Source organism: Arthrobacter sp. SDTb3-6 (genome assembly GCF_013376095.1).
Classification (GTDB): domain Bacteria; phylum Actinomycetota; class Actinomycetes; order Actinomycetales; family Micrococcaceae; genus Specibacter.
Genome location: NZ_JAAMFN010000002.1, coordinates 51,993 through 73,551, shown reverse-complemented (window position 1 = coordinate 73,551; position 21,559 = coordinate 51,993). Strand labels below are relative to the sequence as shown.

At 66.3% G+C, this 21,559-nt stretch carries 17 protein-coding genes; 7 read left to right on the top strand and 10 right to left on the bottom strand.

Annotated features, from left to right (window positions below; translation table 11 throughout):
• The first annotated feature begins 4 nt into the window (after nt 1–4).
• From G6035_RS01290 to G6035_RS01270, 5 genes are all read left to right on the top strand, one after another.
• Nucleotides 5–937 carry a LysR substrate-binding domain-containing protein gene (locus G6035_RS01290; RefSeq protein WP_256882284.1) on the top strand — a complete coding sequence of 311 codons (933 nt, stop codon included), beginning with the start codon at nt 5–7 and terminating at the stop codon, nt 935–937.
• Nucleotides 934–2,034: an enolase C-terminal domain-like protein gene (locus tag G6035_RS01285; protein WP_176615262.1), complete on the top strand. Its 1,101-nt coding sequence runs from the start codon at nt 934–936 to the stop codon at nt 2,032–2,034. The genes G6035_RS01290 and G6035_RS01285 overlap by 4 nt, the downstream gene beginning before the upstream one ends.
• 31 nt (nt 2,035–2,065) lie before the next feature.
• Nucleotides 2,066–2,344, top strand: a complete 279-nt coding sequence (gene catC / locus G6035_RS01280; RefSeq protein ID WP_176615261.1) for a muconolactone Delta-isomerase — start codon at nt 2,066–2,068, stop codon at nt 2,342–2,344.
• A gap of 197 nt (nt 2,345–2,541) precedes the next feature.
• Nucleotides 2,542–3,396, top strand: coding sequence for a catechol 1,2-dioxygenase (gene catA, locus G6035_RS01275; protein WP_176615260.1), 855 nt, complete (start codon nt 2,542–2,544; stop codon nt 3,394–3,396).
• A gap of 154 nt (nt 3,397–3,550) precedes the next feature.
• Nucleotides 3,551–4,111, top strand: a complete 561-nt coding sequence (locus G6035_RS01270) for a flavin reductase family protein (RefSeq protein WP_176615259.1) — start codon at nt 3,551–3,553, stop codon at nt 4,109–4,111.
• Between the two features lie 28 nt (nt 4,112–4,139).
• On the opposite strand, the gene G6035_RS01265 is transcribed toward G6035_RS01270, so the two are convergent.
• The 6 genes from G6035_RS01265 to benA all read right to left on the bottom strand — a co-directional run bounded on the left by G6035_RS01265 (nt 4,140) and on the right by benA (nt 12,892).
• Entirely contained in the window at nt 4,140–6,818 is a 2,679-nt protein-coding gene (locus tag G6035_RS01265) for a LuxR family transcriptional regulator (protein WP_176615258.1), read from the bottom strand.
• Nucleotides 6,819–6,915: 97 nt separating this feature from the next.
• On the bottom strand, nt 6,916–8,280 hold the full coding sequence (locus tag G6035_RS01260; protein ID WP_371130765.1) for an MFS transporter: 1,365 nt from the start codon (nt 8,278–8,280) through the stop codon (nt 6,916–6,918).
• Nucleotides 8,281–8,486: 206 nt separating this feature from the next.
• Nucleotides 8,487–9,317, bottom strand: a complete 831-nt coding sequence (locus G6035_RS01255; protein WP_371130764.1) for a 1,6-dihydroxycyclohexa-2,4-diene-1-carboxylate dehydrogenase — start codon at nt 9,315–9,317, stop codon at nt 8,487–8,489.
• On the bottom strand, nt 9,314–10,867 hold the full coding sequence (gene benC / locus G6035_RS01250; protein ID WP_176615256.1) for a benzoate 1,2-dioxygenase electron transfer component BenC: 1,554 nt from the start codon (nt 10,865–10,867) through the stop codon (nt 9,314–9,316). The genes G6035_RS01255 and benC overlap by 4 nt, the downstream gene beginning before the upstream one ends.
• A 115-nt stretch (nt 10,868–10,982) precedes the next feature.
• Nucleotides 10,983–11,513, bottom strand: coding sequence for a benzoate 1,2-dioxygenase small subunit (gene benB, locus G6035_RS01245; RefSeq protein ID WP_176615255.1), 531 nt, complete (start codon nt 11,511–11,513; stop codon nt 10,983–10,985).
• Nucleotides 11,514–11,530: 17 nt separating this feature from the next.
• Nucleotides 11,531–12,892, bottom strand: a complete 1,362-nt coding sequence (benA, locus tag G6035_RS01240) for a benzoate 1,2-dioxygenase large subunit (RefSeq protein ID WP_176615254.1) — start codon at nt 12,890–12,892, stop codon at nt 11,531–11,533.
• Between the two features lie 302 nt (nt 12,893–13,194).
• Between benA and G6035_RS01235 the strand changes: the two genes are divergently transcribed.
• On the top strand, nt 13,195–14,520 hold the full coding sequence (locus G6035_RS01235; RefSeq protein WP_176615253.1) for a benzoate/H(+) symporter BenE family transporter: 1,326 nt from the start codon (nt 13,195–13,197) through the stop codon (nt 14,518–14,520).
• Nucleotides 14,521–14,538: 18 nt separating this feature from the next.
• On the top strand, nt 14,539–14,874 hold the full coding sequence (locus G6035_RS01230) for a hypothetical protein (protein WP_176615252.1): 336 nt from the start codon (nt 14,539–14,541) through the stop codon (nt 14,872–14,874).
• A gap of 31 nt (nt 14,875–14,905) precedes the next feature.
• On the opposite strand, the gene G6035_RS01225 is transcribed toward G6035_RS01230, so the two are convergent.
• From G6035_RS01225 to G6035_RS01210, 4 genes are read right to left on the bottom strand one after another with little or no spacing between them, the layout of a single operon-like run.
• Complete coding sequence (locus G6035_RS01225; protein WP_176615251.1) at nt 14,906–16,069, bottom strand: Wadjet anti-phage system protein JetD domain-containing protein; 1,164 nt, start codon at nt 16,067–16,069, stop codon at nt 14,906–14,908.
• Nucleotides 16,059–19,430, bottom strand: a complete 3,372-nt coding sequence (locus tag G6035_RS01220) for an ATP-binding protein (RefSeq protein ID WP_176615250.1) — start codon at nt 19,428–19,430, stop codon at nt 16,059–16,061. Before G6035_RS01220 ends, G6035_RS01225 begins: the two co-directional genes overlap by 11 nt.
• Entirely contained in the window at nt 19,427–20,071 is a 645-nt protein-coding gene (locus G6035_RS01215) for a DUF4194 domain-containing protein (protein ID WP_256127651.1), read from the bottom strand. Before G6035_RS01215 ends, G6035_RS01220 begins: the two co-directional genes overlap by 4 nt.
• Nucleotides 20,068–21,510, bottom strand: a complete 1,443-nt coding sequence (locus G6035_RS01210; protein ID WP_176615249.1) for a DUF3375 domain-containing protein — start codon at nt 21,508–21,510, stop codon at nt 20,068–20,070. Before G6035_RS01210 ends, G6035_RS01215 begins: the two co-directional genes overlap by 4 nt.
• Nucleotides 21,511–21,559 lie beyond the last annotated feature (49 nt).

Below are 21,559 nucleotides of genomic sequence, written 5' to 3'. Positions count from 1 at the left end.
GGCAGTGGAGCACAACGGTGCCCACGACCGGAGGGTGGACGACGTGGAAGTGCGTCAGATGCGTTACTTCATTGCCGTGGCCGAGGCACGGCACTTCGGCCGCGCCGCACAGCGCCTGCACATGGCGCAGCCTCCGCTGTCGCAACAAATCAAGCAGCTGGAGGAGCAGCTGGGCACCCAGCTGCTGGTGCGCACCACGCGCAAGGTGGACCTCACCGAGGCCGGAAAGCTGCTGCTGGCCCGCGCCCGCCTGCTGCTGGCGGAGATCGACAAGCTCGAACAGGACGTCAAGCTCGTGGGGGAGGGCGCCAGCGGCGTCCTGCGGGTCGGGGTTTCCGGCACGGCGACCTACCGGCTGATGCCCCTGATTGTGCAGTCGGCGCGCCAGTACATGCCCGGCCTGCGCCTGAGCGTCCATGGGGAAATGCTTACCCCGGAAATGGAAATCGCCCTGGAGGAGCAGCGCGTGGACGTGGCCGTGCTGCGCCCGCCGATCCGGTCAAACCAGTTGAGCCTGAAATTCCTGGAGAAGGACGAATTGGTCGTGGCACTGCCCGAAGACCATGAACTGGCCTCCCGCGGGCTGCTGGACCTCGCGGACCTGGCCGGGGAGGCGTTCATTGCCTATCCGCTGACGTCCGCGGTCAACGCCATCTCCACCGAAGCCTGCCGCCAGGCCGGCTTCAGCCCCCAGGTCGTGCAGGAAACCCGCGAGACCTCCACCCTGCTCTCCTTCGTCGCCGCCGGCATGGGCGTGGCCCTGGTCCCCACTGCCCGGCGCATGTTTGCCCTCCAGGGCATCGTTTTCCGCCAATTGCGGCACGCGCCCGCCGTCGACCTGGCCGTGGCGTGGAAGACGGGCAGCGAGACAGCCCTGCTGAACAAGTTCCTGGACCTTTTTGAGACCCCCGCCCCCACGGAAGGAAACCCGTCGTGAAGATCCAACGCATCGAAGCGATCCCCTATTCAATCCCCTATGCCCACCCGCTGAAATTTGCCAGCGGGGAGGTCACCGATGCCGAACACGTGCTGGTGCGCATCCACTCCGACGACGGCCACATCGGCGAGGCGGACGCCCCGCCGCGCCCCTACACCTACGGGGAAACCCAGGACTCGATCATGTCCATCATCGACAAGGTCTTCTCCCCGCAACTGATCGGACTTGACCCGCTGGACCGCGGCAAGGTGCACGAGGTGCTGGACCGGACCATCCACAACCAGGTTGCCAAGGGTGCCATTGACATTGCGCTGTGGGACCTGCTGGGCAAGGCCCTGGGCACCCCCGTCCACAAGCTGCTCGGCGGCTATGCCGATTCCATGCGCGTCTCGCACATGCTCGGTTTCCGCCCTGCGGAGGAACTGCTCGAGGAGGCGCTGCGCTTTGGCGAGGATTACGGCATCACCACCTTCAAGCTGAAGGTGGGGCGCCGTCCGCTGGCCCTGGACATCGAGGCCTGCCATGTGCTGCGCGCCGGGCTGGGCGACGACGTGGAGATCTACCTGGACGCCAACCGCGGCTGGACCGCCAACGAGGCGCTTGAGGTGCTGCGCCGTACCGAGGGCCTGGGCCTGACCAAGCTTGAGGAGCCGTGCGACGCCAAGGAGGCCATGAGCCGCCGCAGGCTCGTGGAGAAGTCGCCGATCCCGATCGTCGGCGACGAGTCGGTTCCCACGGCCGGGGACGTCTCGCGCGAACTGCTCGCCGGGGGATCGAACGCGATCTGCATCAAGACCGCCCGCAGCGGATTCACCGAGGCCGGGCAAATCCTGGGCCTGTGCGCCGGACTGGGTGTGGATGTCACCATGGGCAACCAGATCGACACACAAATCGGATCGCTGGCCACCGTCACCTTCGGCGCCGCCCACGAGGCCACCACCCGCAGCGCCGGGGAACTGTCCAACTTCCTGGACATGTCGGACGACCTGATCGCCGAACCCATCCGGATCAGCGGCGGACGGATCTCCGTGCGCAACGTGCCGGGTGTCGGTGCCGGCATCGACGAAGACAAGCTCGCGCGCTACCGCCAAAACTAACCCCCAACCACGCCCTATCCAGGAGAACAGCATGAAATTCCTCGCCCGCATGGACGTATCGTTCCCGGCCCACCTGACCGAGGCGCAAATTGCGGACTTCCAGGTCCGTGAGAAGGAGTACTCGGGACAATTGCAGCGCAGCGGAAAGATGGCAGGCATCTGGCGAATCGTGGGGGAATACGCAAACCATTCCCTGTTCGACGTCGAGTCCAATGACGAGCTGCACCAGATCCTCAGCGGCTTCCCCATGTACCCCTACATGCGCATCAAGGTCACCCCGCTCGCCAAGCACCCGAATTCGATCCGCTAATCGGGCGGGACGGGCTTGCCTTCCCCGCCGACTGATATGTAAAACATCTGAATCAGGCGGAAAAAAGTATTTCACACGGCTCAATAAGAGACATAGATTGAATGCATGGAAAGCCGCTGTGACAACCATCACGGCACCATGTGATTTAGTCCCAGCACACCAAAACCCCTCCAGCAGGAGATTACGAAGGAGTAACCATGACCACCGAGACCACGGCAAGCGCCGCAGCTTCAGGGAACGCGGCCACCGACCGCTTCCGCCAGTCCGGCAAGACCGGCGCGATCGCCGCCGACGTCGAGCGCGTCAACCTGCTGGCCAGCAAGCTCATCAAGGCCGCCAACGACATCGTGCTCGAAGAGCGCGTGAGCTATGACGAGTTCAACGCCCTGAAGGCCTGGCTGATCAAGGTCGGCGACGACGGCGAATGGCCGCTGTTCCTGGACGTCTGGCTCGAACACTCCGTTGAGGACGTTGCCACCAGCCACCGCGAAGGCAACAAGGGCTCCATCGAGGGTCCGTACTACGTCCCCGGCTCCCCGTCGCAGGACTCCCCGGCCAAGATCTCCATGCGCGACGACGAGAAGGGCACGCCGCTGCTGTTCCAGGGCCAGGTCCGTTCCACCGACAGTTCCGCGCTGAAGAACGCCAAAATTGAGCTGTGGCACGCCGACGAAGAGGGCTTCTACTCCCAGTTCGCCCCGAACATCCCGGAGTGGAACCTGCGCGGCACGTTCATTGCCGACGCGGAGGGCAAATTCCAGATCGACACCATGCAGCCGGCCCCGTACCAGATCCCGACCGACGGTGCCTGCGGACAGCTCATTGCCGCGGCCGGCTGGCACGCATGGCGCCCGGCCCACCTGCACCTGAAGGTCTCGGCCCCCGGCCACGAACTGCTGACCGCACAGCTTTACTTCCCGGGCGACGCGCACAATGACGACGACATCGCCACTGCGGTGAAGCCGGAACTCCTGCTTGACATCCAGCCGGCCGAGTCCGGCAACGGCAAGCAGGTCACCTACGACTTCGTGCTCGACCCCGAAGCCAAGTAGCCTTCGGCCTGTCGCGACGGCGGGGTTCCCGGCGAAATGTCCGGGAGCCCCGCCGTTCCCATTCCCCGGCAGTCCCACGGCCCACGCCGCCGGGAAGGCCCAAGAACCAGGCCCACGCACCCCAGGGGTGCATCGACGTGAAAGAGGACCAGCCATGACCCAGGAAGCCGTGCGGGCCACCATGGATGCCCGCCAATTGCGCAGCGCCTTCGGCCGGTTCGCCACCGGCGTCACAGTGGTCACCACCCAAGGCACCGACGGCAAGCCCTACGGCGCCATGGTGACCGCCTTCGCAGCCGTCTCGATGGATCCGCCGCTGGCCCAGATCACGTTGACGCGCAGTTCCCGGACAGCCCGGCACCTGGACGGATCGTCCTTCGCCATCAACATCCTCTCGGAGAGGCAGTTGGAGGTGGCCCGGCACTTTGCCGGCCGGCCCACGCACGGCCGGCCGGAATGGGACCTTCGCGGCGGGGTCCCGGTGCTGGCAGGCAATGCCGCCACGCTGGAATGCCGGGCCTGGAACAACTACGACGGCGGCGACCACGTCATTGTGGTCGGCGAAGTCCGCTCGCTGACAGTCTGCGATGCCGCCCCGCTGATCTTTCACGCGGGTGTGTTCCACCGCCTCGGTGAACAGCTCGGGGAGCGCCGGGGTGAAAGCTGGTTTGCCGGTGCACAGTCCTTCCAGCCGCTAGGCACCCACCGGCACTGACATTGCGCACCGTCGTGGCGGCCTTGGCCTACTTGTCGGAGTCGCGGTAGCGGGCCGCGAGCTCGGTGCGTGAGGCCACGCCCAGCTTCGCGTAGATCCGCGTCAGGTGGTACTGGACGGTCTTTGTCCCGATAAACAATTCCTCGGCGGCCTTCCTGTTGCTCGCCCCGGCACACACCAGCGCCGCGACAGCTTTTTCCTGGGCGGTCAGGGTGGACCAGTCGGCAGTGTCCCGGCGCGGAACACTGATGCCGGTGGCCTGCAACTCGCGGTTGCACCGCTCGATGTAGATGGTGGCGCCCAACTGGGTGTAGCCGGCCAGCGCACGCGTCAGCGGCCCGACAGCGTCTCCGCGCTTTCCCGCACGGCGCAGCGACTGCCCGTACGAGTATTCAACGTTGGCCCGCACCACCGGCAGGGTCAGGCCCTGCAACGAGGTGAGCGCTTCCTCAAAACAATCGTGCGTCCCTTCCAGGTCGCCGCGTGCCGCCAACAGCTGGGCGCGCACCACCAGCAGGCGGGCGATGCTGGAGCGGTGCCTGCGCTTCCGGGCCTGCGCCAGCAGCGGAGCCAGGAATTCCCCCGCCTCGTCCAGGCGCTCCTTGCGCACCAGCGCGTCGGCGTAGACGTCGTGCCACGGCCAGAACCCAGGTTCGTCGATGCCGTGCGAGCGGTCCATTGCCAGCAACGGTTCCAGCGCCAGGATGACCTCGTCATAGTCCGCCCGGGCGCGGGCGGCCTCAGCCCGGGCCATGCGGTAGGGCACCTGCATGACCTCGTAGCTGCCGGTCCGCGCCCAGGCCTTCGCAAGGTGGCCCTCGACTTCGAGCGGTTCCCCGCGCATCGAGTGGATCTGCACCGCGGTGAGGTGGAGCAGCGGACGCATCAGTTCGATGCCCGACTTTTCCTGGAGGGCGATACCGGTGCGCAGGGTTTCCAGCGCCTGGTCCCAGTCCCCGGCGGCATAGTGGGCCCTGGCCAGCCAGGCACGGGCCCACAGGGCGATGCGGTGGGAACCCTCGCTGAAGTCCGTGGAGCTGGAATTGGCCAGTTCGTGGCGGGCAGTCTCAATTTGGTCCCCGGCCACGTGCAGCCAGCCCATGGCCATTTCGGCGCGTTGGCGCTGGGCGCCCGACGGCAGGGCGGAAAGCATGCGCGTCAGGATGTCCTCGCCGGCACGCCTTCGGCCCAGCATGCCCAGGCCCAGTCCCTGGATGGCTGAGGCCTCCACGGACAGCGTGCTTTCAGGGGCGCTGAGTTCTGCCGTCCGCTCGGCCCATTCGACCAGCGCGTCCCCTTCCAGCCGGCCCAGCGAGTGCAGGACGCGGCGCTGGGCAACGGTGGCCATGAGCTCGGTGTCCCCGGTCTGCTCGGCCCCGGCCCAGGCCCTGGTGAGCCAGCGGTCGGCGGTCAGCGACCTGCCCTGGAGAATGGCGATGTAGCCGGACAGCAGGTCCCGGGTGGGGCTGCTGGCCATGGCGGCCAGTTCCCCGGCAAAGGAGAGGGCGCGGGGCAGCTCACCGGCGGCCACCGTGGCATCGACGGCCCTGAGCAGGAGGGGCCCGCGTTGGGAGGCATCCGTGGCAAGTTGTGCCGCGCGGTGCAGGGAGGCCGCAGCCGAGGACCATTCCCCGCGGGCAGACTGCTCCTGGGCGCGGCTTTCGAGCTGGTGGGCCAGGCCCGGGTCGGAGAGCAGCGTGGCATCGGCCCGGTGGGCCAGGGGATCGCCCGCAAACTCGCCCAGGGCAGCAGCGGCGGCATGCAGTGCGAGGCGCCGCGAGAGCGGGATCAAATGATAGACGGCCATCTGGTGGATGTGCCCGCTGAAACGCACGGAGTGGTTTCCGCCGCTGCCGGCCACCTCCACCAGTTTCGTTGACACGCATTCCTCTATCAGCGGCAGGGGATCCCCGGCGGCGGACAGCGCGACGACCATGTCCAGGCGCGGCTGCCGGCCGAGGACGGCTGCCGCCTCGATGAAGGTGCGGGCCGGGACCGAGAGCGTTTCAAGCAGCCCGGCCACCTCGGCGGCCACTGCCCGGGGCGCGGGAAAGCGTTGGTTGAGCTGGTTCCAGGTGTGCCCGGGATTTTCGCGGATCAGCTCCAGTGCGGTCTCGATGTTGCCGGCGGTGTAGGCCAACAGTTGGTCGGCCGCGGCCGCCGAGAGTTCGGCCCCAAGGCGCGAAGCGGCAATCTCCTGGAGACCGGCCGGGGTGGGAGGCTCCAGCTCGAGCGTGGTGCCGTGTGCGGCTTCGAGCAACTCGCGTGCGCCATGCGGCATGAAGGCGGCTTCCTCCTCGCGGAGGGTGAGGACCAGAAGCAGCTTTTCGGCCCGGAGCCGCCGCCAGGCAAAGAGCAGCGCGGCCAGCGACTGGCCATCGGTCCACTGCAGGTTCTCGACCACCAGGATGCCGGTGTGTTTGCCGGCCTCCTGGAGGAAGGCGAGCAGCCTGTCACCCAGCGCGACGTCCGGCGCTTCCGGGGCCGGGGGGAGCAGCTCCTGAAGGGCGGAACCCGGGATGCCGCTTTCCCAGCGGGCACCGGCGGAGTTCCAGGTGGCCAGATGCTTGTTGGTGTCCAGGAAACGCCGGACCAGCGTGCTTTTGCCGCAGCCGGCCGGACCCCTGACCACCACCAACTGGGCGGCGCCGGACTCGGCCAGGTGCAACAGCCGTGCCAGGAACGCCTGCGATCGTTGTTGGTGCATGGAGGCGCCGTTTCCAGCCTTTCACTAGGTGTGGCCGGGCCTGCCCGGCCAACGTTGTCCGGGCAGCCCCACCGCCGGTATTTCACCCGGCCTGTGGTCATCTGGACGCGGCGGCCACGGCCGCAGGGGCGGCCGGCCGCTTGGTCTCGGAGTGGTGCAATGGGACAAAGGCTGTCACCAATGCACCAACGATAGCAACTGCGGCGAAGACGTAGAAGGCGATGTGGTTTTGGACGCCCGCCGCCATCAGCAACCCGCCAATGAGTGGGCCGAAGATGCCGCCCAGCCGCCCAAACCCTGCACACCAGGCAACCCCGGCGCCACGTGCGGCGCTGTTGTAATAGTTGGAGACGAAACCGTAGATCAGCACCTGTGTGCCGATGGTGCCCACGCCTGCCACCGCAACCAGCCCGAGCAGGATGCCGAGGGGAAGCTGCATGGTCAGCAGTGCCATGGCCACCGCGGCAAGGAAGAAGGTCGTGGCCACCACGCGCTTCGCACCGATTCGGTCGGCGCCCACGGAGGCAACCAACCCGCCGAAGACGGCACCGGCATTAAGCACCAGCAGGAAAGCGAGCGAGTAGGACTTGCCGTAGCCGAACTGGGACATGATCTGCGGGAACCAGGTGTTCAGGCCATAGGTCAGCATCAGTCCGGCGAAGCTCATCAGGCCCAGCAGGATGGTGGGCAGCGCATATTTCCGGGTCGCCAGGGCGCGGAAGCCGATCTTGGCACCGGAGGATGCGGAAACCGGTGCCTTGGCAGTGGCGGCGGCGGCCTCCGGGACGGGGACCGGGACACCTGCGCGGATCGAGACGCGCCAGGCGTCCTCGGTGCGGCCGCGGGCCATCAGCCACTCGGGGGATTCCGGCAGCTTGGCCAGGGCCATGGGCAGCAGGAAGAGAATGGGTGTGGCGCCGATGAGAAAGAGCCCGCGCCAGCCGACGGCGTCCAACAGGACTATGGCCAGCAGCGACGCCAGCACCCCGCCCACCGGGACGCCGGAGTAGACGATGGCGTTGTAGTAGTTGCGCCTGCCCTGGGGGGCGAACTCGGCCACGATCGCGCCAGCGGTCGCGACCAGTGCGCCGACCCCCAGCCCGGTGGCGAAACGCAGGGCGCCAAACGCCATGACGTTGGGGGCGAGTGCGGTCAGGCCCATGCCCAGGGAGAACCAGGTGATGCCGGTGATCATGATCTTGCGGCGCCCGAGGTAGTCCCCAATGGCGCCCGTGGCCAACGCGCCGACCATGACGCCCAGAAGCGCCCAACTGCCCAGGACGCCGGCGGTGGCCGGACCGATCTCGCCGAGCTGGGTTGGATCGCCCAGCAGCGTGGAAACCACAGTTCCGTAGACTACGAGGTCGTATCCGTCGAACACGAGGGCGAGGGCTGCTATGGCCACCACCCAGAGGATGGTGCTTTGTTGTTTCCTGGCGGCACGTTGGTCCGGTGATTTCACGATTTGCTCCGTTGACTCATGGGCCCGGGCGCACGGCATTGTGCGGGTGTCTGGGCACGAACAAGCTCCACAGGCGGGTGCCTGCGGTGTGGAGGCCGTAGCCCGGAAAGTTGGCTCCGGACGGCGGGCCGTGGAATGGCTGGGTGCTGAAAATGCCGCATGGGGCGGCCACAGGCCGCCCCATGCGTGGGGAAGGGAAGGACCTGCTAGCCCAGGTCCCCTCCGGCCACCGGAAGGACGCTTCCGGTGATGTAGGACGCCTCATCGGAGGCCAGGAACGCGATGGGGCCGGCCTGTTCGTCAAGGTTGCCATAGCGTTTCATCAACGAGGAGTCGACGGTCTGGTCCACGATTTGCTGGTACCAGGCCTTTTCCTGTTCGCCTTCGGGGGCCGGACCCCGCTTGACGACACGTTCGGGTGCCTCGGTGCCGCCGGGTGCCGTCGCCACCACACGGATGGAATGGGCAGCGCCCTCCATTGCGAGGGCCGAGGTGATGGCCTTGACCCCGCCCTTGGCCGCGCCATAGGGGACGCGGTTGACCCCGCGCGTCGCCACGGAGGAGACATTGACGATGGTGCCGCCGCCGGCCTTGATCATTTCAGGGAACACCGCACGGCACATCCACAGGGTCGGGAAAAGCGAGCGCTGGATTTCCCGGTGAATTTCCTCAGGGGAGTAGTGCTCGAACGGCTTGGCCCAGATGGTTCCGCCGACGTTGTTGACGAGCACATCGATCCGGTCGTGTTCGGTGAGTGCGGCGACGACCGCGGACATCGCACCCTCGAAGGCCTCCAGGTCGGCGGTCACGCTCAGCGCGTGCACGCCGTGGCTGCGCAGGCCCTCGGCCACCGTGTGGACCTGCGGGGACCGGTCAACCAGCACCAGTTCCCCGCCCTCGGCGGCAATGCGGCGGGCCACGGCCCAGCCAATGCCTTGGGCGGCACCGGTGACCATCACGACCTTGCCGGAGAACCGGTCCGCGTGGAAGGACGTGGGCAGGCCGGCGGCCGCAGTGGCGTTCGCGTTGGCGCTCACTTGGCACCCGCCTTGGAGGCTGCGGCCATGGTTGCCTTGGCGTGCTCGTTGTGGGCCATGATCGCCTTGCGGGCGCCGGCCAGGTCGTTGTTTTCAAACGCGGCAACGATCTGAAGGTGGTCGGCGTCCACGGCCCCGTCAATCCAGTGCTCCTGGCGCAGGACCTTGGCCATGGTGGCGGGGACCTCGAGGCGGTTGTAGGCCTGCAACAGGTGTTCGTTGCCGACGCAGCTGAACAGGAACTGGTGGAATGCCTCGTTGGTGACGGTGAATTCCTCGGCGTTCACGAACTTCTCGCCGTCCAGGGTCTTGCCGGCCAATTGGGCCAGGACCTTGAACTCGACCAGTTGCTCGGGCGTCAGCTTGCCCATGGTCAGTTCAACGATGGCCAGTTCCAAGGCCATGCGGGCGTCGAATTGCGCCTGGAATGTTGCGTGCTCCTCGCCGATTTCATAGGCGGGCAGGGTGGACGGCGGCTCTGCTGCTTCCGCTGCCGGAGCTGCGGCAGCCGGCGCCTGCGGTGCGGGGGCGGCATCGGGGACAACCGCCAGGGCGAACTTCTCGAAGTAGAAGTTCTGCGGCTTGATGCCCTCCCCCTCCAGATGGCGGCGGACACCCTCGACCATGGGCGGCGGGCCACAGAGGTAGATGTCCACGTCCCCGTCGGCCAGGTGGTGCGGCTGGAAGTGGTTGGTGACGTAGCCCTTCTTTTCCGCGCTGCTGGCCGGGTCGCCGACGACGGTATCGAAGGTGAAGCCTTCGATGCGCGCCCGGTAGTCCTCGAGGACGTCGATTTCGACCAGGTCGGTGTCGGTGTTGACCCCGTAGATGAGGTGGACCGGGTGCGGGTTCGACATGCCGGAAAGTTTCTCCAGGATGGCCAGCAGCGGGGCCAGGCCGGTGCCGCCGGCCAGCAGCAGGGAGGTGCGCTTGGGCTCGCGAAGGAAGAAGCTGCCCATCGGGCCGGTGAAATTGATGGCGTCCCCGACCTGGGCCACGTCGCGCATGTAGGTGGACATCAATCCGCCGTCGGTGATGCGGATCAGGAAGGAGACCGTCTCCACTTCCGGGCCGGAGCTGAAGGAGTAGGAGCGGGTCTGCCCGCCCGAGCCCGGAACCTCAATGTTCACGTACTGGCCGGGCAGGAAATTCAGGTCCCCCCGGTTTTCGACGTGAAGGCTGAAGGCGTAGGTGGTTTCGGAGATGCGGCGGATCTCGGTCAACGTCGAGGAGTAGGTGGTTGCGGCGGTCTTCGCGACGTCGGACGTGGTGGGGATCTGCAGCACGAGGTCGGACTCGGGGACCATCTGGCACGGCAGGCAGTAGCCGGCTTCGGCCTCGTCTTCGGTGAGGGCTTCGTCGATGTAGTCCCCGCCGTCGAATTTTCCGGACTCGCAGAAGGACTTGCAGGTGCCGCAGGCGCCGTCGCGGCAGTCCAGCGGAATATTGATGCGGGCCTTGTAGGAGGCGTCGGCAACGGTTTCGCGCGGTCCAACTTTAATGAACCGGGTAATGCCGTCCTCGAAGGCGAGGGCAACCTGATAGGTCATGAGGGGGGCTCTTTTCAAAATAGTGCAGGTGGTACGGCCGTTGGTACCTGGAAATGTTGCGGGGGCGTCGCCGCCCCCGCAACCAGTCCGGGCCCCTTCACGGGACGGGGACTGGTTAGATGTGGTAAATGTCCACGACGTGGTGGATGAAGTCGTTTTTCAACACAACCTTCTTGGCCATGATCACCGGCTGGGTGCCGGAATAGTCGATGGTGTAGAACGAGGTGCCAAAGTAGGTGTCGACATTCTGGTAGCGGTAGTACAGGGTGAACCAGTTGAAACGTACATCGACCCTGTCGCCGTCACTGGCAACGATTTCCACGTTGGTCACGTTGTGCCCGGTGCGGGGCTCGGGCAGGCTGGTGGCCGAGGAGCGGTCGGTCTTGATGCGGAAAACGCGGTCTTCCAGGCCGCCGCGGTTGGCGTAGTAGATCAGCGAGATCTCCCGCTGGGGGTCCTCGGTGAGCGCATCGTCGTCGGCCCAGGCGGGCATCCAGAAAGTGGCCTCGGGGTGGTAGCAGTCGATCCATCGGTCGAAGTCGCGGTCGTCCAGGAAACGGGACTCCTGGTAGAGGAACTGCTTGACGTCCTGAAGTGTCACCGTTCCGGTGCTGGCCTGGAACTCGGTGGTGGCTATGGCGGTCATGGTGTGCTTCCTTACGTCTAGTTCGCTGCGGCGGCTTGTTCGGTGGCAACGGCATTGCGCATGGTCTTGAGCCAGTAGCCGTGCTGGATCGGGTACAGGCCCTCGTCCTCGGTGCGCGCCCCGCTGGAGATTGGCTCGAGGCCGATCTTCCTGGCGTTCTCGTCAGCGCCGGTGATCTGGTGGGCCTGGCCGCGGGAGAGGTCGTTCCACTTGGCGGCGGTGGCCATGTAGGTCTTCTGGCAGGAGCGGAATTCCTCCAGGTCGTCCGGGGTGGCCATGCCGGAGGCATTGAAGAAGTCCTCATACTGGCGAATGCGGTTGGCGCGGGCTTCGTCGGACTCGCCCTTGGGGGCGATGCAGTAGATGGTGACCTCGGTCTTGTCCACGGCGACCGGGCGGAACTGGCGGATCTGCGAGGAGAACTGGTCCATCAGGTACACGTTCGGGTAGAGGCAGAGGTTGCGGGAGATGCCGATCATCCAGTCGGCCTTCGCCTCGCCGTGGGCTGCAACCAGTTCGTCGCGCTTCTCGGCCAGGGGGCGGTTGGCAGGATCCAGCCATTGGGTCCACAGCAGCAGGTGGCCGTTCTCGAAGGAGTAGTAGCCGCCTTCCTGCTTGTCCCAGCCGCCGGCGTCCATGGTCTTGGTCTCGTTGCTGGACTCGCCGGACGCGCGGCGCGCCTGCGTGGCCGCGTAGTTCCAGTGGGTGGCCGAGACGTGGTAGCCGTCGGCGCCGTTTTCAGCCTGGAGCTTCCAGTTGCCGTCGTAGGTGTAGGTGGAGGAACCACGCAGGACTTCAAGGCCTTCCGGGGACTGGTCCACGATCATGTCGATGATCTTGGTGGATTCGCCCAGGTGTTCTTCCAGGGGCTTGACGTCCTCGCGCAGTGAACCAAAGAGGAAGCCGCGGTAGGATTCGAAGCGCGCCACCTTGGTCAGGTCGTGCGAGCCTTCCTTGTTGAACCCCTCGGGGTAGCCGGCGCCGCGGGAGTCCTTGACCTTGAGCAGCTTGCCGGAGTTGTTGAAGGTCCAGCCATGGAACGGGCACGTGAAGGTGGTGCGGTTGTCGGTCTTCCGGCGGCAAAGCATCGCCCCGCGGTGGCTGCAGGCATTGATGATGGCGTTGAGCACGCCCTCCTTGTTGCGCGAAATGACAATCGGCTGACGGCCGATGTTGGTGGTGAGGTAGTCACCGACGTTGGGGATCTGGGATTCGTGGGCCAGGTACACCCAGTTGCCTTCCCAAATGTGCTTCATCTCAAGCTCGAAGATTTCCTCGTCGGTGAAGATGCTTCGGTTGGCGCGGAATTTGCCGGTCTCCGGGCTGTCGACGAGTGCGTCGTCCAGCAGGGCCGAGACGGTGTCTAAAGTTTCAGTCATGGTATGCTCCATCCTTCGTAGTGGCGCTGACGCCCTGGTCCACCCGATGGGTGGAAAGACCATGGAGTCCACCTTGACATCATGTGGGGCACCTCACACTGGACATATGCCTAGGCTTGGCCAGGGGTTCCTCAATAGTGTGTTTCAGGTATGAATCATGACTTTTTTGGTATTTGTCTGTGTTTCCCCGGCACCGTAACGTTGGGCCGGACACGGTCCGTGCCCCGCAACTTCTGTCCGGCCACGCGCCGCCCGGGGCGCAGCTGCGACCGGTTTCCCACCATCGGAAAGGCGGCCACATCGTGCCGGAACGCAAAAAGGCGGGAGCCGCCGTCCGAGGCAGGGCCCCCGGGCTGCTGGGCGATCTTTCGCTCAGTGCCGTCTGTGCCGGACTCATCGCGGTGGCGGTTTCCTATGCCGGTCCGATGCTGGTCATCCTGCAGGCCGCCCAAAGGGCCGGCCTGAGCCAGCCACAGACCGCTTCATGGGTCTGGGCAGTCTCGGTGGGCAGCGGGATCGTGGGCCTGGTGCTCAGCCTGTTCACCCGGCAGCCCGTCGTGGTGGCCTGGTCGGTTCCCGGCTCGGCGCTGCTGCTGACGGTGCTGGGAAACTACAGCTTTTCCGATGCCGTTGGCGCCTACATTGTGGCCGGCCTGCTGGGACTGGTGCTCAGCCTGACCGGATTGTTTGGCCGTCTGCTGGCCGCGGTTCCCCGGCCGATCCTGGCCGCGGTCCTGGCCGGGGTGCTGCTGCCGTTCGTGCTCAATGCCACCGGTGCCGTGCTGGCCTCCCCGGTGGTTGCCGGCGGACTCGTGGCGGCGTATTTTGTGGCCCGCCGCCTGTGCCCGAAGTACGCAGTGCCGGTGGCGCTGGGAGCGGGCGTTTTCTTGTCCGTGGCGGTGGGGCAGGCACACAGCCCCGAGCTGACGCTTGCACTGACCCAGCCGGTGTTCACGCTTCCCACGTTTTCAATCCAGGCCGTCATGGGCATTTCCATTCCCCTGCTCATTGTGACCATGGCCGGCCAGAACGGGCCGGGCCTGGTCATGATGCGGACCAGTGGCTACGAGCCCAATGACAGGCTGCTGCTCGGCGGAAGTTCCGTGGCCAGTGTGCTTTTTGCGCCGTTCGGTTCCCATGCGATCAACCTGGCGGCGATTACGGCTGGAATCTGTTGTGGCCGCGAGGCCCACGAGGATCCCGCGAAACGTTATGTTGCCGGGGCCGCCGGCGGCGTGTTCTTCATCGGCTTTGGCTTGTTCAGTTCCACCATCCTTGACCTGTTTGCGGCGGTTCCCCGCGAGCTCATCACGGCCATGGCAGGGGTGGCCCTGCTGGGGGCCCTGCAGTCGTCCATGCTGGACATGCTCAAGACGGAGCGCAAGGGACCGGCCGCCGTCGAGGCCGCCTTTGCCACCCTGATCGTCACCGCTTCGGGCATTGCGCCCTTTGGCGTCGTGGCACCGTTTTGGGGCGTGTTGACCGGAGCGGTGGTGTACCTGGTGCTGGGGGCGGCCCGGGGACGCGCCCGCGCGAATGCCGCCGCCGCGCGGGAAGCGGCTCAGCAAGCTGCGCAGGAACCGGCGCGGGAACCGGTGCAGCCGGCATCGGCGAACGTGGGGCCGTAGCTGGTGCATGATGGAAGCATGACTGGACTTGACCCGGAAGCACGCCGTGAGGAACTCGAGGAAGCCGCGGGGGAGCTGCGGGAACTGTGCGAGGACGTGCCCGTACCCATGCAGGCCAAGCAGTACATCTCTTATTTTTGCGGGTCCACGGAACAGTCCGCGGCGGAACGGTCACCCCGGCGGCAGGCGTTCTACGCCGCGATTGGGCGCTTCCGGCAGGCCTGTGCGGCACTGGACGGTGACTTTGAGGCTGCCGGGTATGTGCCCCGGGAGGTGGCCAGCATCGGGAAGGAAAGTGCCAGGTTTGCCGCACTTCGCCAGGCCATTGCCGCGGCGGCCGGGGACCCCGGGTAACTGCCGGAACCGGGCACCCCGGCCCAACGGCCTAGGGCAGGCGCTCCAGCACATGGTCCCAGCGCAGCAGTTCCTGTTCCAGGCGCAACAGCGGCGCGAACGTGCCGGCCTGCAGGGCCGCGTACAGTGCAGACTCTTCAGCGGTCAGGCGCGTCAGGGCCGCATGTGTCGGCGTGTCCTCGCGGCCCCAAAAGGCGCGGTGGGCCATCAGCGTTTCCTCATCCATCAGGATGCTGCGCACGTGCGGGTGGCGGGCGCGCAACTGGTCCAGGATATGGAAGCCGTGGGTGTCGATGTCGCCCCAATAGAGCACCTCGGTGCCGCGCAGCCAGGCGGCGTCGCCCAGCCCTTCGAAGCCGTAGCCGCCGCCAAAGACAGCCAATGTCCGCGGCGCATCCGGCAGGGCCAGGAAGTTGACCAGGTTCTCGGTGGCGATGATCCGGTCCACGTCCAGGTCCAGCGCAGCGAAGCAGGCGGCCGTGACCTCGACGTCCGCCATGCCGGGCGCCGGCGCGTGGGCGGGATCCAGGAACCGCACACGGACCCGGTCCGGCGCTGCCAGGAAACCGTGCCGCCGGGCGTAATTCTTCCCGCCAAGGACCCGCCCCGGCTCCAGTGTGGACAGCAGCTCGTCGATGAGCCGGCGGTGCGTCTCCACGAACTTGGTGTGCACGCCCGGAAGCGACAACTGCCGCAGGTAGATCCCCGGTCTCGGGTTGGCGGCCAGCCAGAGGGCCACGCGCGCGGCAGTGAGCGCGTCATCGCCCTGCTTGAGCAGTTCCAGGGGCCGGCGCAGCGCCCATGCCGCCAGCCGGGCGTCGAGCTCCGCCAAACGGCGGGCAAGCTCCGCGTGGCGTGCCGCCTCGCGGCTCCGGCCCAGAAACTCGATCTCACCGGCCGCGCTGGCAAACACTGCGGCCGCCGGCAGCACGTTTGCCCCGATGGTGCTGGCACCGACGGAAACGTGCTCCAGCGTGCAGCCCCGGGGTGCCGGCTCCCACCCGGACGCCCAGGCTGCGGCCTCCGTGTAATGGGTGCGCAGCTGCGTGGCGTTCGGGTGCCTGATGGCCCGCCGCCGCGGGTGGAGGCCCGACGGCGCCGCCGCCTCACGGAGCAGCTCACCGCTGTTCCAGGACCGCAGCGCTGCCGCATGCAGTTCCGCCGGTGACGTCCAGGCCAGCGGCTTAGCTGCCACGCCTGTCCCGTTCGGCCCGGTATTCATGGATGGTCATGTTGCGCAGCTGGGAGTCATCGCCGGACTCGTTGGCCACGAAGCCCACATTGGCCACAAACGGTTCAATGACATGGATCTTTTGCAGCGGCGTGACAATCAGGAGCTGGAGCTTGAGCCGCTTGAACAGTTCCAGCCCGTACTTGGCGGACTCGTCGGAACCGCGGCCAAATGCCTCGTCGATCACCACAAAACGGAAGGAACGCTGGTTGGCCGGGCCGGCCGCGATGCCGAACTGGAACGCCAGGGCGGCGGCCAGGATGGTGTACGCCAGCTTTTCCTTCTGCCCGCCGGACTTGCCCCCGGAATCGGTGAAATGCTCGTGTTCCTCGCCCGTCTCCGTCCACTTTTCCGACGCCGAGAACGTGAACCAGTTGCGCACGTCGGTGACCTTGGCGGTCCAGCGTTCGTCGAGGTTCGTCAGGCCCGGCCGCCCGCGGAAGCGCTCCACGAGGGCCTCCACCTGCAGGAACTTTTGCTCCGAATACTGTTCCGCAGCGCCGATGGTGCCTTCCGAACACGCCCGCAGTTCGCTGCCGAACTCGCGCACCTCGGCGTCGGACGTGGCCTGCGGTTCCAGCTGGATGTGCCTTCCCGGGTTGTATTCAATCCGGGCCAGGGACTCGTTGATTTCGCCGATGCGCGAGACGATGTCCTGGCGCCGGGAATCCAGGAACGCGTTGAACGCCACAATCTCGTGGATCGTGTTTTGGGTCAGCGACTCCTTGAACTTTGCGGCGAAGCGCGGGAGATCGTTGTCGACCAGCTGCTGCAGGATGGTGTTGAACTCCCCGGCGGCTTCCAATGTCGCGTCCAGTTCGGTGCTCTCGGCGGGGTATTTGTTGCGGAAGTCGGTCATGAACCTGATGGTTGTCTCTGCCGCGCGGCCCGCCCGCAGTTGCAGGGCGTCGAGGGCGGCCTGCAGTTTCTCCCGGACCTTGCTTTCAATCTTGGCGGTGTTCTTGTACGTCAACTCCTCCGACTCGAGTGCCGCCCGGGCCAGCGTGCCCAACCCGGCCAGCAGGCCGGCGTCGTCCGTCAGGGGTGCCTGCGCCAGCAAGTCCCGGCAGTCCGCGATCTGTTCGGCCAGGGCCTTGCTCTCGGCCTCGTGGGAGCCGATGCGCCTCTCCAGGGCGCTGAGTTTGTCGTTGGCCTTGGCCAGGCGGGTGTTGGTGGCGGTTTCGCGTTCGGTGAGCTCGCGCAGGATGTCGCTGGAGGATTCCAGCGCGGTCTTTTCCTGGGCCAGGTCCGCCATGGTCCGTGCCGTGGCGTGCCAGTCGAGGCTGGCAAAACTGGCGACGGCGGTCACGGTGCCGATGAGCCGCTGCTGGCGTCCCAGGTTGCCCAGTTGGGAGTCGATGCGGCCCAGCCCGTCCGTGGCGGTGCGCAGACGGCCCTCGGCCTCCTCGAGGGCCGAACGGAGGCGGGCAATTTTGTCGTGGTTGTCCCAGCCCAGGACGTAGCTGGAGCGGTCGGTGAGTTCCTTGCGGTCGTCCTTTTCGTGGCGGCCGCCGCCCTTGAGCTGGCCGTTGATGGTCAGGGCCTTTGGGTAGCGGCGGAAGTCTGCCATGGTTTCGCAGCACTGGTGGTCAAAGCGGCGGCCCAGTTCGTCGAGCAGGAACTCCCGGAAGGAGGTGCCGGGCTTGATGCCGATCTTTCCGGCCAGCGTGTTCGCGGCGGCGTGGCGGGGCGTGGGGTTCGCGCCCACCTTCAGGTAGACCAGCCGGGCCCGCAGGTTGTGGCTGTCCACCCAGTCACTCACGGCCGGGTAGTGTACGTCGGTGACCAGCAGGGACAGCGCGAAGCCGTGCAGGGTGCGCTCCGCTGCGCCTTCCCAGGCCGCCTCGGATTCGCGCACGCGCAGCAGTTCGCCGGCAAACGGCAGCTCGGATTCGGCAATGCCCGTGCCGGCGCACAGTTTTTGGCGCAGTGCGACCAGCCAGCCGGGCAGCAGGTTTTGCCTGTTCAGCAGGCTCTTCAGTTCGGATTTGTGGTCCCCCGCCTGCTCCGAGGCCTCGGAGCGGAGCCGGTCCAGTGCGGTGCGCTGCCCCTGCAGCTGAGTGTTGGCCTCTCCCAGATGCTTTTCCACCCCGGGCAGGGCGGCCGCGTTCGCATCAAAGACCACCTGGTCTTCCGGCTCAAACAGCCCCAGGACCGTCGCCGCCTCGGAGTAGGACTTGTAGCGTTCGCGCTGGGCACCGGACTCGATGGCCAGCCGGGCAAGTTCGCCGTCGATGGCGGCGATCCGGCCGCCGCCGCTGTTGCGGATGTCGTCGCGAAGATCCGCCAGCTCCCGGGTGAGCCCGCCCACCTCTGCGGTCAGAGCGTTTTGTTCCGCCGCCACCCTGACGGCGGCCCGTTCCAGCTCCTGCAGGTGCGCCTCGCTGAGCTCCAGCTTTTTGGTGGTGAACCAGGGCGAAAGCTGCTCCCGCTGCACGTGGGCGTGCTTGTAGTCCGTGGTCAGGGCCTGGTGCCGGGCGGCGTTGTCGCGGACGGGCTCCAGCATTCGGATCTGGTCCTTGGCCCGCAGCACGGCGTCGTGGGCCTTCTTCAGGTCGTCAAAGTGGTGCAGCAGGTTCTTGATGCGGGTGTCAACATCGTCCTCTTCGAGCATGTTGGTGCGCACAAAGTGGGTGATGTTTTCCACCTGCTTCATGGACACCGTGCGGTGGAACAGGTCCATGGCCTGGGCCGAGCCGATGCCGAAGTGGCGCTTGAACGCCGCGGCATACTTTTCGAAGACATCGAAGACCGCCACGCCGTCGTTGCGCAGCCGCCGCTTGAGCTTGGCCATGTCGGTGCCAAAGTCGGAGAAGCCGCTCTTGATGGACTGTTCGCCCTCGGCGATGGAATAGAAGCGCGTGGGCTGGCCGGCTTCCTGCGTGGCCCACAGTGTGATGGCCAGCGTGACGGTTTTCTCGAGTGCCGCGTTGTGGAACACGCCCAGCACCACGGAGAAGCTGCCCGGGCCGCGGAGGGCAACCGGGCGGGAGGTGTCGCCAATGCCGCTGCGGGCGCTTTTGTGGAAGCCGCGCACATAGGACATGAGGCTGCGTTCCTTCTTTTGCGCCCCGGCGGCCTTGTTGTATTCAATCTTGTTGGCCGGGAGCAACAGCGTGGTGATGGCGTCCACAACGGTGGACTTGCCCGAGCCGATGTCGCCGGTGAGCAGGCTGTTCTCTCCGTCGAGCCGGAAGGTGCGCACGCTCTTGTTAAAGGTGCCCCAGTTCAGCAGCTCCAAACGGTGCAGCCGGAAGCCCGGGCGGGTTCCGGCGTCGTCCTCGGTCAGGTCGTCGAGGCTGAAAAGCCCTGCTTGGGTGCTCATGCGGTGGCCCTTTCAGGCTGGGCCCCGGTCAGGGCGGAACGGTAATCGGCAAGGCGGGCGTCGAATTCTTCCAGCCACTGGGCGTCCACAAAGGCCTTGAGGATGCGCGCCACCTCGTAGGTGGCATCCTGCCCGCGGAGTTTGCGCAGGAAGCCCAGCTCGGTGACTTTTTTGATGTTGCCGGCCAGCTGGTCCTGGATGCGGGCCTCGTTGCTGGATTCGGGCAGGAAGACGGAGACCATGTCCCCGATCTGTTCGGCCGTCATGATGAGCCGCGTTTCGCTGTTTTGCGCGTCAAATTCGGCCAGCCGGGCACGCAGCAGGGCCAGCAGCAGGCTGACGTTGAAGGTCAGCTGGCGGCGGGGGATGAGGCGGGGCAGCTCGGGGTCGGCGTCGGGGCTGGAGCGCAGGAAGGCGTAGCCCTCGGTGTCGTCGAGGACCAGTTCCAGGCCCAGCACGGCCACGTAGTCCCGGGCCTGGGCGGAGAGTTCCATGAGCCGCTGCCACAGTTTTTCGTCGGCGTCGCGGTAGACCACGCCCTTGAACAGCCGGGTGACGGCCAGGGGCAGGCCGTCAGGCGTCGTGCCGGTGTCCGGTGCGTCTGCGGAATCCATGCCGGCGTCGGCGGGAACTGTGGTCATGATGGCCTCACAAAGATGATTTGGTCGACGGTGGCCTCGCGCAGGCTGCCGTCCGGCAGGGTCCAGGACAAGGTTTGGGAGCGGTCGGAGTCGATGGTGGCCCACGTGGATTCGGTGGCCAGTTGGAAGTAGCTGACCAGTTCGGCCAGGCCCTGGCTGAGGGGGAAGGCATCAGTGACGTCCGCCAGCGTGGCCTGTTCTGCGCCGGCCAGCACCTGGTCGATGTTGGACTCCAGGCGGTGCGGGTCCACATGGAATTGGGTGAAGAGCGCGTTGGCGTCCACGTCCAGGTCCTCGGCAACGTCGACGCCGTCCCGGATGGCCACCTGCCGGCTCGGTTCGTAGAGGGGACGCTCGAAGGGGAGCACGACGGGGACGTCGTGGCCGGACAGCTCCGCAAAGGGCCCCGAAGGCGGATTGGCCCGGACCGTGACGGCGTTGGACTCGATGTTGCGGATCAAGGCCATGATGCGCTTGTTTTCCAGGAAGACCTTGTCATCCAGCAGGCGGCGGATTTGGGCGGAAAGCTGGCGGACGGTGGCCTGGGTTTGTTCGACGGCGGGCAGCCAGTCGTTCTGCATGGACACGATCGAGTGCAGGCCGTCCTGTTGGGCGAGGGCCTTGATGCCGGTGGCCCGTTCCAGGAGTTCGTGGAGTTCGGTGCGCAGGCCCGGGGACATCAGGTAGTCCCAGAATCCCTGGAAGGTGCGGCCCTGCAGGGAACCGCTGATGTCCTGCTGCGAGGAAAAGATGGACTCCAGAAGATCGCCCTGGCTGCCTTCCCACAGGGAAATTTGCTCGCGCAGGCTCCGGTCCAGTTTGCGGAAGTTCGCCTCCACTTCACGGAAATCGGCCAGGAGGTCCTTGGCCTGGGTGGTGAGCTGGTGGAAGTGGTCCACCGCCTCGGGACCGCTCATGACGGGGATCTCGCCGGAACGGATCCGCTCCATCTGGGCGTCGATGTCATCGCGCTGGCGCTGGAGTTCCGCCAGCCGCGCGGCGGGGTCCGTTTCGGAACCGTGGACCAGGGCCTTGAGCAGGTTGAAGATGCTGGAGAGGCGCGACTGTGTCGGCACAAAATCCCGTCCCCGCAACGCTTCAACCCACCGGATCACATCCTCGGTGGCGGGCGTGAGGTCATAGACGGGCTCGTCGCGGTTGTCCGTGTAGAACTTGCGCAGCCAGGCCTTTTCCGGTTCCGCCCAGTCGTCGAGGTACTCGGCGGCGGAACGTGGGAAGCGGTCCGCTCCCAGCGGGTCCCGCAGGCTGAACAGGACGTCGTCCAGGACGTCGACCAGATCCTGCCGGCCCAGGTTGCGCTGGTTGGGGCCGGTGAAGGCGGCCATGAAGAACGTGAGCGCCAGGGGGGCGTTTTGGGCGCGCAGCAGCGACCATCCCGCGTGCGTCTCACGCAGGGAGTTGATCGAAAAATAGTCCATGGCACCGCTCCATAGTCCTTGCAGCCTTCCATGATCAATCGTAGGTGCA

Excerpts from the sequence above, each read along its gene's own strand:
- G6035_RS01215 (WP_256127651.1), bottom strand. The coding sequence starts at position 20,071 with ATGACCACAGTTCCCGCCGACGCCGGCATGGATTCCGCAGACGCACCG.
- G6035_RS01270 (WP_176615259.1), top strand. The coding sequence starts at position 3,551 with ATGACCCAGGAAGCCGTGCGGGCCACCATGGATGCCCGCCAATTGCGC.
- catC (WP_176615261.1), top strand. The coding sequence starts at position 2,066 with ATGAAATTCCTCGCCCGCATGGACGTATCGTTCCCGGCCCACCTGACC.
- catA (WP_176615260.1), top strand. The coding sequence starts at position 2,542 with ATGACCACCGAGACCACGGCAAGCGCCGCAGCTTCAGGGAACGCGGCC.
- benC (WP_176615256.1), bottom strand. The coding sequence starts at position 10,867 with ATGACCTATCAGGTTGCCCTCGCCTTCGAGGACGGCATTACCCGGTTC.
- benB (WP_176615255.1), bottom strand. The coding sequence starts at position 11,513 with ATGACCGCCATAGCCACCACCGAGTTCCAGGCCAGCACCGGAACGGTG.
- G6035_RS01220 (WP_176615250.1), bottom strand. The coding sequence starts at position 19,430 with ATGAGCACCCAAGCAGGGCTTTTCAGCCTCGACGACCTGACCGAGGAC.
- G6035_RS01265 (WP_176615258.1), bottom strand. The coding sequence starts at position 6,818 with ATGCACCAACAACGATCGCAGGCGTTCCTGGCACGGCTGTTGCACCTG.
- benA (WP_176615254.1), bottom strand. The coding sequence starts at position 12,892 with ATGACTGAAACTTTAGACACCGTCTCGGCCCTGCTGGACGACGCACTC.
- G6035_RS01210 (WP_176615249.1), bottom strand. The coding sequence starts at position 21,510 with ATGGACTATTTTTCGATCAACTCCCTGCGTGAGACGCACGCGGGATGG.
- G6035_RS01230 (WP_176615252.1), top strand. The coding sequence starts at position 14,539 with ATGACTGGACTTGACCCGGAAGCACGCCGTGAGGAACTCGAGGAAGCC.